The 14,764-nt window shown below is 59.5% G+C and carries 15 protein-coding genes; 5 read left to right on the forward strand and 10 right to left on the reverse strand.

Annotated features, from left to right (window positions below):
- Positions 1-24 precede the first annotated feature (24 nt).
- From ACR0MM_RS09040 to ACR0MM_RS09055, 4 genes are read right to left on the reverse strand one after another with little or no spacing between them, the layout of a single operon-like run.
- On the reverse strand, positions 25-1,521 hold the full coding sequence (locus ACR0MM_RS09040; RefSeq protein WP_480695710.1) for a phosphomannomutase/phosphoglucomutase: 1,497 nt from the start codon (positions 1,519-1,521) through the stop codon (positions 25-27).
- A gap of 15 nt (positions 1,522-1,536) precedes the next feature.
- Positions 1,537-2,370, reverse strand: a complete 834-nt coding sequence (gene kdsA / locus ACR0MM_RS09045; protein WP_480695712.1) for a 3-deoxy-8-phosphooctulonate synthase — start codon at positions 2,368-2,370, stop codon at positions 1,537-1,539.
- A 5-nt stretch (positions 2,371-2,375) separates the two neighbouring features.
- Positions 2,376-3,950 (reverse strand): KpsE/RkpR family capsule polysaccharide export protein, encoded by a 1,575-nt coding sequence (locus tag ACR0MM_RS09050; protein ID WP_480695714.1) that lies wholly within the window; start codon positions 3,948-3,950, stop codon positions 2,376-2,378.
- Positions 3,928-4,587 carry an ABC transporter ATP-binding protein gene (locus ACR0MM_RS09055; protein ID WP_093964707.1) on the reverse strand — a complete coding sequence of 220 codons (660 nt, stop codon included), beginning with the start codon at positions 4,585-4,587 and terminating at the stop codon, positions 3,928-3,930. Before ACR0MM_RS09055 ends, ACR0MM_RS09050 begins: the two co-directional genes overlap by 23 nt.
- 234 nt (positions 4,588-4,821) lie before the next feature.
- On the opposite strand from ACR0MM_RS09055, the gene ACR0MM_RS09060 reads away from it, so the two are divergent.
- A complete protein-coding gene (locus ACR0MM_RS09060) occupies positions 4,822-5,409 on the forward strand; it encodes a uracil-DNA glycosylase family protein (protein ID WP_480695716.1) in 588 nt (195 codons plus the stop codon).
- Complete coding sequence (locus tag ACR0MM_RS09065) at positions 5,402-6,190, forward strand: SseB family protein (protein ID WP_480695718.1); 789 nt, start codon at positions 5,402-5,404, stop codon at positions 6,188-6,190. Before ACR0MM_RS09060 ends, ACR0MM_RS09065 begins: the two co-directional genes overlap by 8 nt.
- Before the next feature lie 52 nt (positions 6,191-6,242).
- Here the strand turns inward: ACR0MM_RS09065 and yghU are convergent, their stop codons facing one another.
- A complete protein-coding gene (yghU, locus tag ACR0MM_RS09070) occupies positions 6,243-7,121 on the reverse strand; it encodes a glutathione-dependent disulfide-bond oxidoreductase (protein ID WP_480695720.1) in 879 nt (292 codons plus the stop codon).
- A gap of 241 nt (positions 7,122-7,362) precedes the next feature.
- Here yghU and ACR0MM_RS09075 point away from each other — a divergent pair, with 241 nt between their 5' ends.
- Complete coding sequence (locus tag ACR0MM_RS09075; protein ID WP_170340669.1) at positions 7,363-7,881, forward strand: YHS domain-containing (seleno)protein; 519 nt, start codon at positions 7,363-7,365, stop codon at positions 7,879-7,881.
- A 56-nt stretch (positions 7,882-7,937) separates the two neighbouring features.
- Here the strand turns inward: ACR0MM_RS09075 and ACR0MM_RS09080 are convergent, their stop codons facing one another.
- Positions 7,938-8,591, reverse strand: coding sequence for a DnaJ domain-containing protein (locus ACR0MM_RS09080; RefSeq protein ID WP_480695722.1), 654 nt, complete (start codon positions 8,589-8,591; stop codon positions 7,938-7,940).
- A gap of 181 nt (positions 8,592-8,772) precedes the next feature.
- The gene (gene metF, locus ACR0MM_RS09085) at positions 8,773-9,639 is read right to left on the reverse strand and encodes a methylenetetrahydrofolate reductase [NAD(P)H] (RefSeq protein WP_480695724.1); all 867 of its coding nucleotides are present in this window, start codon (positions 9,637-9,639) and stop codon (positions 8,773-8,775) included.
- Between the two features lie 94 nt (positions 9,640-9,733).
- Here metF and ACR0MM_RS09090 point away from each other — a divergent pair, with 94 nt between their 5' ends.
- Together ACR0MM_RS09090 and ACR0MM_RS09095 are read left to right on the forward strand one after the other, a co-directional pair.
- Positions 9,734-10,639, forward strand: coding sequence for a LysR family transcriptional regulator (locus ACR0MM_RS09090; RefSeq protein WP_170340674.1), 906 nt, complete (start codon positions 9,734-9,736; stop codon positions 10,637-10,639).
- A gap of 108 nt (positions 10,640-10,747) precedes the next feature.
- Positions 10,748-11,533, forward strand: coding sequence for an inositol monophosphatase family protein (locus tag ACR0MM_RS09095; RefSeq protein ID WP_170340678.1), 786 nt, complete (start codon positions 10,748-10,750; stop codon positions 11,531-11,533).
- 76 nt (positions 11,534-11,609) lie between these two features.
- Here ACR0MM_RS09095 and bhcD read toward each other — a convergent pair whose 3' ends face one another.
- The 3 genes from bhcD to bhcB are packed head-to-tail and all read right to left on the reverse strand — an operon-like array spanning position 11,610 to position 14,757.
- Positions 11,610-12,596, reverse strand: coding sequence for an iminosuccinate reductase BhcD (bhcD, locus tag ACR0MM_RS09100; RefSeq protein WP_170454447.1), 987 nt, complete (start codon positions 12,594-12,596; stop codon positions 11,610-11,612).
- A gap of 14 nt (positions 12,597-12,610) precedes the next feature.
- Positions 12,611-13,774, reverse strand: a complete 1,164-nt coding sequence (gene bhcC / locus ACR0MM_RS09105; RefSeq protein ID WP_170527781.1) for a 3-hydroxy-D-aspartate aldolase BhcC — start codon at positions 13,772-13,774, stop codon at positions 12,611-12,613.
- A complete protein-coding gene (gene bhcB, locus ACR0MM_RS09110; RefSeq protein WP_480695728.1) occupies positions 13,771-14,757 on the reverse strand; it encodes a beta-hydroxyaspartate dehydratase BhcB in 987 nt (328 codons plus the stop codon). Before bhcB ends, bhcC begins: the two co-directional genes overlap by 4 nt.
- Between the last annotated feature and the right edge of the window lie 7 nt (positions 14,758-14,764).

Here is a 14,764-nt window from a genome sequence, read left to right on the forward strand (position 1 = left end):
GGCGCTGCAGCGCCCCTTATTTGCTCAGATCGTCTGGTCGTAGTCGCCCACACCCGGCTCGGTGCGGATCACGGCATCGATATCGGCGAAAATTGCCCGCATCTCATCTTCGCTCTCGCTGCTTTCGCAGACCACCACCAGGTTGGGCGTGTTCGAAGACGCCCGGACCAGGCCCCAACTGCCATTGTCGAGGATGACGCGGGCACCATTGACGGTCACGACTTCCTTGATCGGCCGACCGGCCAATGTTTCACCCGCCTCTGCCTTGGCAACGAGCTTGTCCACCAAGCGGGCGAGAATGTCATATTTTTCGGTATCGGCAGCATAGGGCGACATGGTCGGGGTCGACCATGTCTTGGGCAGGGCGCGACGCAGATCGGACATGCTCTGTCCCGGATTGCGGTCCATCAGTTTGCAAATTTCCACCGCGACCCGCATTCCGCAGTCGTATCCACGCCCGATTGGCTCGGCCAGAAAGTAATGGCCCGACTTTTCGAACCCGGCCAACGCGCCGATTTCCTTCACGCGCCGTTTCATGTGGCTGTGGCCGGTTTTCCAGTAATCCGCCTTGACGCCATGGGCCTGCAGTTCGGGATCGCTTGCAAACAGGCCGGTCGATTTAACGTCGGCCACGAAGGTCGCGCCGGGATGCAGCTTGGCCAAATCGCGGGCCATGATGACACCGACCTTGTCGGCAAAGATCTCCTCGCCCTCGTCATCGACCACACCGCAGCGATCGCCGTCTCCGTCAAACCCAAGCGCGAGGTCCGCCCCGCTGGCTTTGACGGCGTCTGCCATGTCGTGCAACATCTCCATCGCTTCGGGGTTCGGGTTGTAGTTGGGGAAGGTGTAATCCAACCGGTTGTGGCTAGGTACGACCTCGACGCCGATTCGCTCAAATATCTCGGGGGCAAAGGCAGATGCAGTACCATTCCCCGTCGCGCAGACCACCTTGAGGGGGCGCGACATTTTGAAATCACCGACCAGATCGTCGATATAGGCCTCTTTCACGCCGTCCACGAATTCATAGGACCCGCCGGGGCGCACCACGCCTTCGCCGTTCAGCACGATGTCGCGCAGCTCGGCCATTTCGTCAGGGCCGTGGGTCAGAGGACGGTCAAAGCCCATCTTCACCCCGGTCCAGCCGTTTGGGTTGTGGCTGGCCGTCACCATGGCGACTGCAGGAACATCCAGATGGAATTGGGCGAAATACGCCATCGGGCTCAGCGCAGGGCCAATATCCTTGACCTGGATGCCGGCCTGCATGAGGCCCAGAATCAACGCATTCTTGATCGCCAGAGAATAGTCGCGGTAGTCGTTGCCGACCGCGATTACCGGCTCGATCCCACGCTTGTGCATCTGAGTTCCCAAACCAAGACCCAGAGCCGTCATCCCCGGCAGGTTGATCTCGTCAGGGTATTTCCAGCGGGCATCATATTCACGAAACCCGGTGGGTTTGATCATCGCATCGCGCAGAAAGCTCCAGGTGTTCGGGGTCACCTCGGGGATTGGTTTGGTCATGGAAAATCTCGATCGTTAAATCTGAACTGGGTTGGCCTTGGCCAGGGCATCGAAACGCATCAATGTGTCAATCAGTTGGCCCATCTTGTCCAACGGGATCATATTCGGCCCGTCAGACGGCGCCGTGTCCGGATCCTGATGCGTTTCAATGAACACGGCACCAACGCCCAAGGCCACGGCCGCGCGGGCCATTACCGGTGCAAATTCCCGCTGTCCGCCGGACGAGCCGCCTCGGCCACCTGGCTGTTGAACGGAATGGGTTGCATCCATAACAACCGGATACCCGGTTTGCGCCATTTGCGGCAGCGATCGCATGTCGGCGACCAGCGTATTGTAGCCAAACGAGGTTCCGCGCTCGGTGAGCAGGATGTTGTGGTTGCCCGTGCTTTCGATCTTTTCGACGATGTTCGGCATTTCCCAAGGGGCTAGGAACTGACCCTTCTTGACGTTGACGGCCTTGCCTGTTTCTCCGGCAGCCAGCAGCATGTCCGTCTGGCGGCACAGGAAGGCCGGGATTTGCAGAATATCCACCGCCTCGGCCGCGATGGCACATTGCGCTTCGGTGTGGACATCCGTCAGGACCGGAATACCCATCGTTTTGCGAATGTCATCCAGCACCTTCAGCCCGGCCTCGATCCCCATGCCACGTTTCCCGGACAGGGACGTACGGTTGGCTTTGTCATATGAGGCCTTGAACACATACTGTGCCCCCGCGGCTTCACAGGCTTTTTTCATCCTTCCCGCGATCATCTGTGCGTGATCCGCCGTTTCAAGCTGGCAAGGGCCCGCGATGATGGTCAGCGGAAGGTCGTTGCCAACGGTGACGTTGGCTATTTTTACATGTTTCATGAGCTCTACGAGGATACCTGTTCACGAAGGACTGACGTAGTCAGCGAAATCATCAGGTAGATACCAGCAAACAACAGGAAAGCCAAAATCGTATTTTCGAACTTTCGCGGATAGGTGGGCTCCTGACTGGCGACCGGGTTCACGGAAACGGTGAGGTATCGAACCTTGCGGTTGGCCTCGGTCCGGGCGGTTTCCATTTGCTGCATGGCCGATTGCAGCATCATGTCCCGTGCGGCCAGATCGGCCTGTGCCATCTGGATCCGAACGCTCAACCGCGCCAGCGAGTTTTCGCCGGCGGAGGCGTCCAGCATTTCGGCATTGAGCTCTTCGAGCACGGCCTCAAGCCGGTTGATGTCAGCTTGGACGCCGTCGACCTTGGCTTTGTTCGGCCGAAGGTTGTCCAGCAACGCCGCCAGTTCCAATTCCTTGTCTTGAAGCTGTATCTCGATCTCGTTGATGCGGGCGCGCAGCCCGGCAATCACGTTTTCGGGGTCCAGCACGGCACCCTGCAACTGCAGTTCGATCAGCGCTTCCTGGGCTTTGCGCCGTTCTTCCTGAGCATCCTCGAAGGACTGCAGAGCGTCCCGCATCTGATCTTCGCGCTTCAGTTCGGTGAGGCCGTTGATCTTTTCTTCGGCGTAGGAGATCAGCAGATTTGACAGGTCGACGGCAGTGTCTGGGTCGGGTGCTGCAACCTCCATCCGGATGATACCGTCGCTGGGGTCATAGCCGATTGTGACCATGCGCTTGTACAGTTTGAACGCCTCTTCCAGCGTGGCGTCCTGAGGCAGTCTTTGAATCGGATCTATCCAGTCCTGCTTGAAAATCTCGGCAAAACCAGTGTCCCGTTCCAGACGGTTGAGCGCATCCTTGGATTCAAGGAACTCCTGGGTCGCGACCGAGTCCTGCGTGGTTGCGTATTGCGTCCCGGCCAAAAGCCCGCCGATCTCACCAGCTCCACCATCTGCCTGTAGAATGGAAAACGCGGACTCGCTGGCGTACATCGGAGTGGCTATGCGATAGAAGTAATAGCCGACAATAATCGTGGGCAGCAGAACAAAGGCGAATAGACGGGCAAACAGACCAAACAACTTTCGTCTGCGCCGACGGGCGATGTCCTTCTGAATCTGGCCGATTTCAAATTCGCGCCGCTGTGCCGGACTCCATTCGGGGCCGGGAAGGGTCTGTTGCTTTTCTTTCACCGTTTGCGGTAGCTGGATCTTGACCTTGTCTTTTGGCTGGTCTTCCGCATCCGCGGGATCGGAAGAACCCGCCGCAAAATCCAGAAGGTTGGAGCGCGGAAACGGATCGATCCCCTTCTTCCGTAGCAGGCGCACGGCATCGTAGTCCGACGTCGCAGCCAGACCGTGTTTCTGCGCCATGCGTCGGGCTATGCGCAGCTGACGACCGGTCAACCCTTCTTTTTTGATGGCATCCAGCTCGGTTCCCGCCGGGGCTTCCTCGGCCGGTTGGGTTGCTTTTCGGATGCGCGAAATCGCCTCGGCACGCGCCTCGACCGTGCCTTCGGCCTGCGAGGCATGGTTCGGGTCGTATTTCTTAACCTTGGGTTTGGTAGTCATATAGCTGCGTCGCCTCTTCCAAGGAGTCAAACATATGAAGCTGCCCATCCACAAGCACGGCGGCCTGGCGGGCGAATTTTTCGAGGGTTTTGGGATTGTGTGACACAATCACCAAAGTCGTGGTTCGCAAGCGTTCCTGCAGGATTGAACCCGCTTTTTTGTTGAATTCGACATCGGTGGTGGCAGGCATGCCTTCGTCGATCAGGTACATGTCGAAATCCAGGGCCAGCATCAACGAAAAGGTGAAACGGGCGCGCATGCCGGCTGAGTATGTCGCCAAGGGTTGGTTGAAATACTCGCCCAAGTCGCACATCCAGCTGCAGTAAGCCTCGACATAGTCGGGGTCCATTCCATAAATCTTGGCGATGTAACGGGCATTCTCGAGTGCGGACATCTTCTTGGAAACGCCGCCGGCAAAGCCCATGGGGAAAGACACCCGGCACTCTCGGCGGATCACGCCTTCGTCGGGCTTTTCGAGGCCGGCCATCATGTTGATAAGCGTGGTTTTTCCGGTGCCGTTCGGGGCCAGAACGCCAAGTGATTTTCCCAGCTCGACCCGGAACGAGACCCTGTCCAGGATCACCTTGCGGCGAGTCCCGGTCCAAAAGGACTTGCTGACATTCTCGAACTCAAGCATTCACGGCCTGCTCATGTTTTTGCTTTGGGTGCGGCCACCGGTGGCCGGCTGACGGCCGGGTGTTCTACCGCTCCATGTTGGCCACATTATGTCGAAATATGAAACAAATGTTCAATGTGTGTTCGAAACGGCTTGCCAGGATTGTGACGCACAGAGTCTGCAACTAGATCGGTTTGCGGGAGCGGCTATGATCCACTCTAGGTTTGCAACAAGCGCCAAAGGGCTGGAGATCAGGTGAAGCCACTTGCCGAGGAAATCAGATCGTGCCGGTTGTGCGCCGATCGCTTTGCTTCGACTGCGACCGCGCATCAGCCCCGCCCGGTGGTGTGGTTCCGCCCCGATGCGCGCATCCTGATTGCAGGGCAAGCTCCCGGGGCACGGGTCCATGAGAGCGGCCGACCGTTCACCGACCCCTCAGGCGACCGGCTGCGGGATTGGCTGGGGTTGGAGGAAGAGCAATTCTACGATCAGGCGCGGGTTTCGATCGTTCCGATGGCGTTCTGTTTTCCGGGGTACGATGCGCGAAAGGCGGACTTGCCGCCGCCGGCGATCTGCAAGAAGACCTGGCATCACAGGGTGATGAGTGAACTTGGCGATGTTCCGTTGACCATCCTTGTCGGTGGGTACGCGCATAAATTCCATCTGGGCGTACAGACCTCGGTGACGGATACGGTGCGCGATTGGCTACAGCATGAGCCGCGGGTATTTGCCTTGCCTCATCCGTCATGGCGCAATACGGCATGGCTGAAGAAAAATCTCTGGTTCGAAACGGACCTGCTGCCGGTGCTGCGAGCCCGGGTCAAAGAGGTGATGGATGACTGACACGACCGCGCTGGACATTGCGCATGCCCAGATGGAGACCGACCCTCAGAACGATGCCGCGCGGCTGAGGTTCTTCGAACGGCTCGCGGACAATGAACTGTTTCTGTTGCTGACCGAAGAGGCGCGAGACGAAAACATCTCGCCCGAGCTGTTTGACGTTGCTGATGGCCGTTTTGTGCTGGCCTTTGACCGCGAAGACCGACTGGCGCAGTTTGCGGGCCGTCCTGCCCCATATGCCGCTCTGTCCGGGCGGGTTCTGGCGGGGATGCTTGCAGGGCAGGGCATCGGGTTGGGGCTGAACCTTGAGGTGGCGCCGTCGTCGATGCTCATCCCCGCCGAAGCGTTGGGCTGGCTTGCGGAAACCCTCAGCCATGCCCCGCAAGAAGTGCAATCCCGTCTGACGGAGTTCCTTCCGCCCGCGGGGTTGCCAGACATTCTGCTGACGGCGCTGGACACCAAACTGGCCACAGCTTCAGGTCTGGCCTCCGCCGCATATCTCGCCGGAACCCGCGCCGAGGGTGGCGGGCAGGGTCATCTTCTTGGTTTCGTTGACGCGGTCCCCGATGCCCAGACGGCCTTGGCCAAGGCGGTCTCCGAAGCTCTGACATTTTCGGGGATTGAGGCTGGTGCCTTGGATGTCGGGTTTTTCGCGGCCAGCGATCCTGCCGCCGCAGCATTGGCGAAAGTGGGCCTGCGATTTGATATCCCCGAGCCAGTGCGCGCCTCCGGGTCCCGACCAGCGCCCGGAAGCGACCCGGACAGCCCCCCGATCTTGAAGTGAAGTCGAGGCTTCGGCGCAGGGATGGTTTGCTCCCCGCGCCAAATGAACAAAGTTATTCGGCTGCTGTTTCCAGCTTGTCCTGCGTACGGGTTTCGAAGTCGCTCGCATCATGCCGTTCGCGCAGTTGGGTGTGCAACTCTCCGAAGGCGCGGTTGACCATGCGGCCTCGCTTCACGGCCGGCCGCGCGTCAATCTCTTGCGCCCATCGCATGACGTTCTTGTAGGACGCGACATCAAGGAATTCGGCCGCGTCGTACAAACGACCCAGAACCAGTTGCCCATACCACGGCCAGATCGCCATGTCGGCGATCGAGTAGTCCGAGCCAGCGATAAAAGCTTTGTCCGCAAGTTCGCGGTCCAGAACATCCAGCTGGCGTTTGGTTTCCATCGCAAAGCGGTTGATCGGGTATTCCCATTTCTCTGGCGCATAAGCGTAGAAATGCCCGAACCCACCACCCAGATAAGGCGCGCTGCCCATCTGCCAGAAAAGCCAGTTCATCACTTCGGTGCGCTCGGGACCGGCTTCGGGCAGGAATGCACCGAATTTTTCGGCCAGATGGACAAGGATGGAGCCGCTTTCAAACACCCGTATCGGCGTTTCGCCCGATCGGTCCATCAGAGCGGGGATTTTCGAGTTCGGGTTGATCGCGACAAAATCCGAGCCGAACTGATCGCCGTCACCGATATTGATCAGCCATGCATCATATTCCGCGCCCGCGTGACCCAGGGCCAAAAGCTCTTCCAGCATGACCGTCACTTTCACCCCGTTGGGCGTTGCAAGCGAATACAACTGCAAAGGATGTTTGCCGACGGGCAATTCCTTGTCATGGGTCGCCCCTGCGATGGGGCGATTGATATTTGCGAAACGCCCTCCGCTTTCACTATCCCATGTCCAGACTTTTGGTGGGGTGTATGTGGTGGTGTCGCTCATCTTCTGCCTTTCGTCCCAGAGCCGAGCCGCGCCCGGCCCGACAAGAGTTAGTGTTGCAGAACAAGAACGCCAACCCCCGACGTGGCGGCTGTTCTGTAACAATTGCGGCAAGACTGCTCACGTTTGCTCGTCAATGGTCACAGCGGCGTTAACGGGTCTTCGCCGACGGAGGGAATTGCCTATTGTCTCAGCAGACAGCCACTCTGGCCCTGCAACCCGTCAAGACACGAGGACATGAAACATGAACAGATTTGCTCTGACCTTTGCTGCTGCAATGGCGTTGGCCGTGCCCGCCTTTGCCGGCCCGCAATATGTCGATGGGACCGGCTTCGCCGTGTCCGGATATGATGTGGTGGCCTATCGTGGGCTTGCTCAATCACCGATCGGACAGTCGCAGCCCGAAGGCGTGCGCGGACGGTCGGACATCACTGCGGAATACAACGGGGCGACCTGGGCTTTCGCGAGCGAAGAAAACCGCGCGAAGTTCCTTGAAAACCCCGCGTTCTATGCGCCGCAATATGATGGCCATTGCGCCTATGGCGTGTCCAAGGGTGGCAAGGTTCCCGGCAACCCCAACCTGTGGCGGATCGTTGACGACAAGCTGTATTTGAACATCACCGATGTCGTGGTCGGTTTTTGGGAAGAAGACGTCCCGGGCAACATCAACCTTGCTGAGGGAAACTGGCCTGGGCTCGAAGGCAATGACGCCTCGACCAACGTGATCCCGAAATTCACGTCCGAAGGCCCGATCGCGAACTGACGTGACGCGCGTTGCAGGCCCGGCAGACCCGCCGGGCCTTTTTCAATGCTGGGTTTTCAACAAGCCTGCCAGAACTGTTCCCGAGTGGCCTGATCCGCCTCGAACCGGATCCTGACGCTGCGCGCCCCGGGAAACTTGCGTTCTCGAATGGTGTCGGGAACAACGACCTCGCCCGCTCCGCCATTCTTGGCCTGGAAGGACAGTATTTCGGTTTCGACGGTCCGAAAGCCGGCCAGAACGGATGTCGGCAGGGCAACGCGGTTTTCACCTTCGCAAACCGGCGTCGCAACGAAATAGGTCAGGTCGCGGCCATAGCATCCGATCGCCTCTGGTACATGGTCCGAATTGCGCGTCGATAGCGGGCAATCTTCCGCGCTGGTCTCGCCAAAGGATAGGGCGCGACTTGGATCGAGCAGCTTCAGGCAGGCGGAAATATCCTTCTCGTCCAGCTCGATGATACGCTTTCTGAGTTTCGGGCGTCGCGGTTGGGCCGGCCCGGCGCCTTTTCCTGCCAACCCGTTTTTGCGCAGATAGTCATAGGCCGACTTCGCCCGCGCAAACTGATTGCAGTCGCCGCCTGTATGGTCGGGATGTGCATGAAAGGCGATGTCACGCCACGCATTCCGGATGTCCGATGCGGTGGCGGTCTGATCAAGGCCCAAGACGTGCAGTGCTTCTACGCGAGCCTGAATTTTCTCGACTGGCTCCATACCAAAATCACTCGATAAAACAACTGGCTCCTATTGTCCGGAGCCTTGAGCTTCTGTCAAATTATCCTGTGAATTGGTGGGCTTGGCGAGGACAGTGCGCCGTTGCAGGGGGAATTGTTCGCACCTTGCAGCGGGCCGCAGGGGGCAATCCCCCTTTGGCCTGTGCAAATGCAAGGAACAGTCAGGCGACGTTTTGCAGATCGGCTTTGGGCGTAATCCCTAGGGCAAAACATACATCGCGGGTCAGTTCGGGGCGGTTCAGCGTATAAAAATGCAGCTTGTCCACGCCTTCGTCGATCAGGTCCGAACACAGCTCGGTGCACAGCGCGGTGGCCAACAGATCGTGCCGGTTGTCACGGATTGCTTTGTCAAAGGCCTGATCGACCCAGTCCGGCACCTGCGCGCCACAGCGTTTGGCAAATTTCTTGGCACCGGCCCAGTTCTCGATTGGCAGGATGCCAGGAACGATCGGCTTGTTGATCCCGGCCTTGGCGCAGGCATCGCGAAAGCGCAAAAAGGTTTCGGCCTCGAAGAAGAATTGCGTCAAAGCCTCGTCTGCGCCGGCGTCCAACTTGGCTTTCAACCAGTCGATGTCAGCCTGTGCGTGTGGCGCTTCCGGGTGAATGTCGGGATAGGCACCGACGCGGATGGTGAAACTGCCGGTTTCCGCCAGTGCTGCGATCAATTCGACCGAGTGGGCGAACCCATCGGGATGCGGGACGAACCGTTCCTGCCCCTTGGGTGGGTCGCCGCGCAACGCAACGATGTCAGTGACGCCGGCCGCGGCAAAGCTGTCGGCTATGGCCAAGGTCTCGCCGCGTGAGGCGTCGACACATGTAAGATGGGCCGCGACTTTCAATCCCGAGGATTTGTGCAACGTCGCCACCGCATCGCGGGTCAATTCACGGGTGGTGCCCCCCGCTCCATATGTGACCGAGACAAAACGGGGTGCCAGTGGCGCCAGTGTCTGGACCGTATCCCACAGGCGAAACGACGCTTCGAGCGTCTGAGGCGGAAAGAATTCGAAGGAAATCTCGGGCTGGGTCATGGCAGTCTCGCAGGTTGTGTTGCGGCTCTTGTGCCATGGAGTTCTTTGTGAGACAAACTCATATTATTCAAGAACAACATGAACGACGCGAAAGATGCATATCGAATTTCGACACCTGCGCACGATCAAAGCCATCCATGAATGTGGTGGGTTGGCCCGTGCGGCGGATCAACTGAACATCACGCAGTCGGCGCTCAGTCATCAGATCAAAGGGCTGGAGGATCAGGCCGGCGTCGAGCTGTTCCTGCGCCGGTCGAAACCGATGAAGTTGTCGGCCGCGGGGTTGCGCTTGTTGCGACTGGCCGAACAGATTCTGCCGCAGGTCGAAGCGATGCAGGAGGAGTTTTCCTCGCTGCGCGATGGGCGCACGGGACGGATGCACATCGCGATCGAGTGCCACGCCTGTTTCGAGTGGCTGTTCCCGGTGCTCGAGGCTTTCCGCAAGTCGTGGCCTGATGTCGATGTCGATATCCGGCCGGGTCTGGCCTTTGACGCGCTGCCCGCGCTGCAGAAGGAGGAGGTTGATCTGGTCGTCTCCTCGGACCCCGAAGACCTGCCGGGCGTCGAGTTCATCGAGCTGTTTGACTACAATCCTGTCTTTGTCGCCGCCTCGACCCACCCCCTTGCCGAGAAAGCGTATATCGAGGCCGAGGATTTTCGCGGTCAAACGCTGATCACCTATCCGGTCGAACGCACGAGGCTTGATATCTTCAGCCAGCTTCTCATCCCGGCCCGCGTTGAGCCTGCTGCGATCCGGCAAGTCGAGTTGACCGCCGTGATCCTGCTGCTTGTGGCGTCAAACCGTGGAATATCCGTTCTGCCCGACTGGGTGGTGCGCGAGGTCAAGTACAACTCGGACTATGTGACCCGCCCGCTGACCAAGGATGGCATCACGCGTCGGCTGTATGCCGCAGTGCGCACCGAGGACATGGAAAAACCCTTTGTGCAGGAATTGGTCAAGCTGGCCAGCCTAGAGGCGCGCAAGCTGCAGCAGCAATAAGGTTTTGGCCACGCGGGAAACGGCATGCTGCTATGCGCATCATTCCTCTTGGCAAGGGGGCGTTGCGCCAGTATACGCGCGGTTTGACCGGACAGGAGCCTCGGAACTATGGTTGGCAGTGCAAATCTCAACATCATGATCAAGGCCGCGCGCAAAGCGGGTCGATCGCTGGTAAAAGACTTTCGCGAAGTCGAGAACCTGCAGGTGTCGATGAAGGGCGCGGGCGATTTCGTCTCGAAGGCCGACATTGCAGCCGAGAACATTCTGAAAGAAGAACTTCTGGGCGCGCGTCCCACCTACGGTTGGCTGGCTGAAGAAGGTGGTGTGATCGAGGGCGAAGACCCGACCCGGCGTTGGATCGTTGACCCTCTGGACGGGACGACCAATTTCCTGCACGGGCTGCCGCACTGGGCGGTTTCGATCGCCCTTGAACACAAGGGCAAGATCGTCGCGGGCGTCATCTACGATCCTGCGAAGGACGAGATGTTCTTTGCCGAAAAGGGCGAGGGTGCCTGGATGAACGACATGCGTATCCGCGTGTCGAGCCGCAGCCGGATGATCGAATCGATCTTCTCGACCGGTTTGCCGTTTGGTGGCCGCTCGGACCTGCCTGCCACGTTGCAGGACCTGGCCCGTCTGATGCCTGCCTGCGCGGGTGTGCGCCGCTGGGGTGCAGCTGCGCTGGATATGGCCTATGTTGCCGCTGGCCGCTACGAAGGCTTCTGGGAGCGTCGCCTGAACGCCTGGGATCTGGCCGCTGGCATCATCATCGTGAAAGAGGCGGGTGGGTTCGTTCAACCGTTGAACCCCGAAGGCAGCATTCTGTCCGACGGGGAAGTCATCTGCGCCAACGAACCGATTTTCGACCAGTTCGCCAAGGTGATCCGCGGCTGATCCGTCAATACGGCGGCCGGAAACGACCATAACCAATTTCTAAGATCGCGCGGCCGAATTGGCCGCGCGTTTTGTTTCAAAGGCGTACAGTACTCGCCAAACCGACCTCGGAAGCCAGCCGCGCGGCCACGGATGCCACGGCCAGGTCCTGCAACCCGACCCCGGTCCCATCGAACAGGGTGATCTGATCAACCTTTGTCCGGCCGAGATGATCGCCATTGATCACCGCTCCAATCGGCGTGATGGCGTCAGGATCCAGCGCGCCCGAAGCCACGGCATGTTGCGCCTCACCGATGGTGACGGACTGGGCAACCTCGTCGGTGAAGACCTGAGCCGAAGCAACCAGTTCGGGGTCGACTTCCATCTTGCCCTTCGTGTCGGTGCCCATGCAGGCCAGATGCGTTCCGGGATTGATCCAGTCCCGCATCAACAACGGTTCGAACGCCGATGTGATCGTGATGATAACGTCGGCCTGTGCCCCCAGTTCCCGCTGCGAGACGGATTCGAAATCCAGCCCGATGTCCTGCGCGACAGCGGCCAGTTTCGGAAGCATTTCGGGATGGGGATTCCATGCCACCACCTTTTCAAAGTCGCGCTGCTCGGCGGCGGCGCGCAACTGAAAGGCCGATTGATGGCCCGCGCCGACCATGCCAAGCACCTTGGCGTCCTTACGGGCCAGGTGCGCGATCGACACTGCAGAGGACGCAGCCGTGCGGATAGCCGTAAGATAGTTTCCACCGACCAGCGCGGAAGGCTGTCCGGTATCGGGATCGAACAGGATGACGGTGGATTGGTGGTTGGTCAGCCCGCGATCGGCGTTACCCGGCCAATAGCCGCCAGATTTGACGCCCAGAACCAGCGCTTCGGCGTCAAAGCCGGATTTGAACCCATATACGGCGCCGGCATGACCCAGCCCTTCGCGGATGACGGGGAAGTTGCGCGCTCCGTCGCGTGCCATCGCTGAGAACACGTCTTGGATTGCGTCAAACGCCAGCCCGCGGTTGACCAATTGCCGGCAGAGGTCTTCGCCAACGATTTGTATCAGATTGGTTCCAGCGTTCATCTCGTCCCTCATGATCAAAACGCCTTGCCGCGAGCAGAGACCGGCCACAGGGTCTCGACCCTTCCGTTGCGCACGCCGACATACCAGTCGTGCACGTTGCAGGTCGGATCGCAGTGCCCGGGGACCAGACGCAACTTGTCGTTCACCCGCAACACGCCGTTGGGGTCGCCGATCACACCGTGTTCGTCCGAACATTTCAGGTATTCGACATCATCGCGGCCAAAAATCACCGGCAAACCGCTGTCGATCGACTGTGCCTTGAGCCCTGCGTCACAGATCGCCTTGTCCGGTTTGGCGTGGCTCATGACGCTGGTGAGTATGAACAAGGCGTTTTCCCATTCGCCCCGATCGATCCTTTGGCCATTCCGGTCCAGAATCCGCCCATAGTCGGCATCCATGAACGCGTAGGACCCGCACTGCAATTCGTTGTAAACGCCCGAATTGCTTTCGAAGTAATAGGATCCCGTCCCACCACCCGAAACCAGTTCGCACTCAATCCCGTCCGCCTTCAACCCGTCGACGGCGTCCCGCACCATGGCGATTGCTGCATCCAGTTTTTCCTTTCGCGCGTCATAGCTGTCGAGATGTTGCATCGCGCCCTGATAGGCTTGGAGGCCGGTGAACTTCAGGTTCGGTGCCGCCTCAACTGCGCGGGCAATGGCAATGACGTCAGCCGTACTGGTCACGCCACAGCGCCCCGCGCCGCAGTCGATCTCGACCAGGATCTCCAGCTGCGTTCCGTGGGTCTGCGCCGCAGAGGACAGCTCGGGCACATTCTCGATGTCGTCCACGCAGACCAGTGTTCGCGCGCCCAGCTGCGGCAACCGAGCCAAGCGGTCAATTTTGGCCGGATCGCGCACCTGGTTGGACACAAGGATATCCTTGATCCCGCCACGCGCAAAAACCTCGGCCTCCGAGACCTTCTGACAGCACACACCAACTGCGCCGCCCAGTTTTTCCTGCAGGCGCGCGACGTCCACAGACTTGTGCATCTTGCCATGCACCCGATGGCGCATGCCGTGCGCTTTGGCGTAGTCGCCCATTTTGCGGATGTTCCGCTCCAGCGCGTCGAGGTCCAGTATCAGGCAAGGAGTCTGGATTTCGCTCTCATCCATGCCGATTGCTGCGGGGATGTCGAAGCCGACGTCCAATTGATCGATGTTCACGGGTCTGTTCATCCTTCTCCTCCTTGCCCGGCCAGCCAGGGCAGCTTGTCCAAATCCACATTGCCGCCGGTCAGGATCACGCCGACGCGTTTGCCTCGAAAAACCTCGGGGTTGTTGAGAATGGTTGCCAACGGAACGGCCGAAGATGGCTCAATCACCAGTCGCAGGTGTTTCCAGGCCAGTTTCATGGCCGCCACGATTTCGTCTTCGGAGGCCGTGAAGATGTCGGCAACGTTCCGCGACACGAAGTGCCAAGTGTTTTCCTTGAGCGGAACCAGCAGGCCGTCGGCCACCGTCTTGGGTGCGTCGTCGGCGATGATCCGACCGGCTTTGAAAGATCGGTATGCGTCATCAGCCTGCTGAGGTTCCGCGGCATAGATCGCGACATCAGGGGCCAGATTTGATACTGTCAGGCACGTGCCGGACACCATACCGCCGCCGCCGATCGGAGCGATAACGGCATCAAGCCCACCTGTTTGTTCCAGCATCTCGGCCGAGCACGTGGCCTGTCCTGCTATGACACGCGTATCGTTGTAGGGGTGCACGAATTCGCCACCCGTTTTGGCCTGCACCTGGGCAAAGGTCGCTTCGCGCGATGACGTCGATGGCTCACATTCGGTGATCGTGCCGCCAAACCTGCGGACCGCGTCCTTTTTGGCCTGAGGTGCGGTGCGCGGCATGACGACGTTGCAGGGAATGCCGCGCCGACCGGCCGCATATGACAGGGACAGTGCATGATTCCCGCTGGAGTGGGTGCAGACGCCCTTGCCGGCGATCTCGTCGGGCAGTCCAAATACCGCATTGCAGGCGCCGCGGACCTTGAAGGCTCCGGCCTCCTGCAGGTTCTCGCACTTGAAAAAGAGCCGTGCGCCGGTTTGTGCGTTCAGATACTCCGACGACTGAACGGGTGTACGCCGGATATGTGGTTTGATCCGTTCATGCGCTGCGCGCATGTCGTCGATCGTCAGCTCTGCAGCCGAAAGAGTGTCCAACATACCGATC

The organism is Ruegeria sp. BC6 (genome assembly GCF_056539185.1).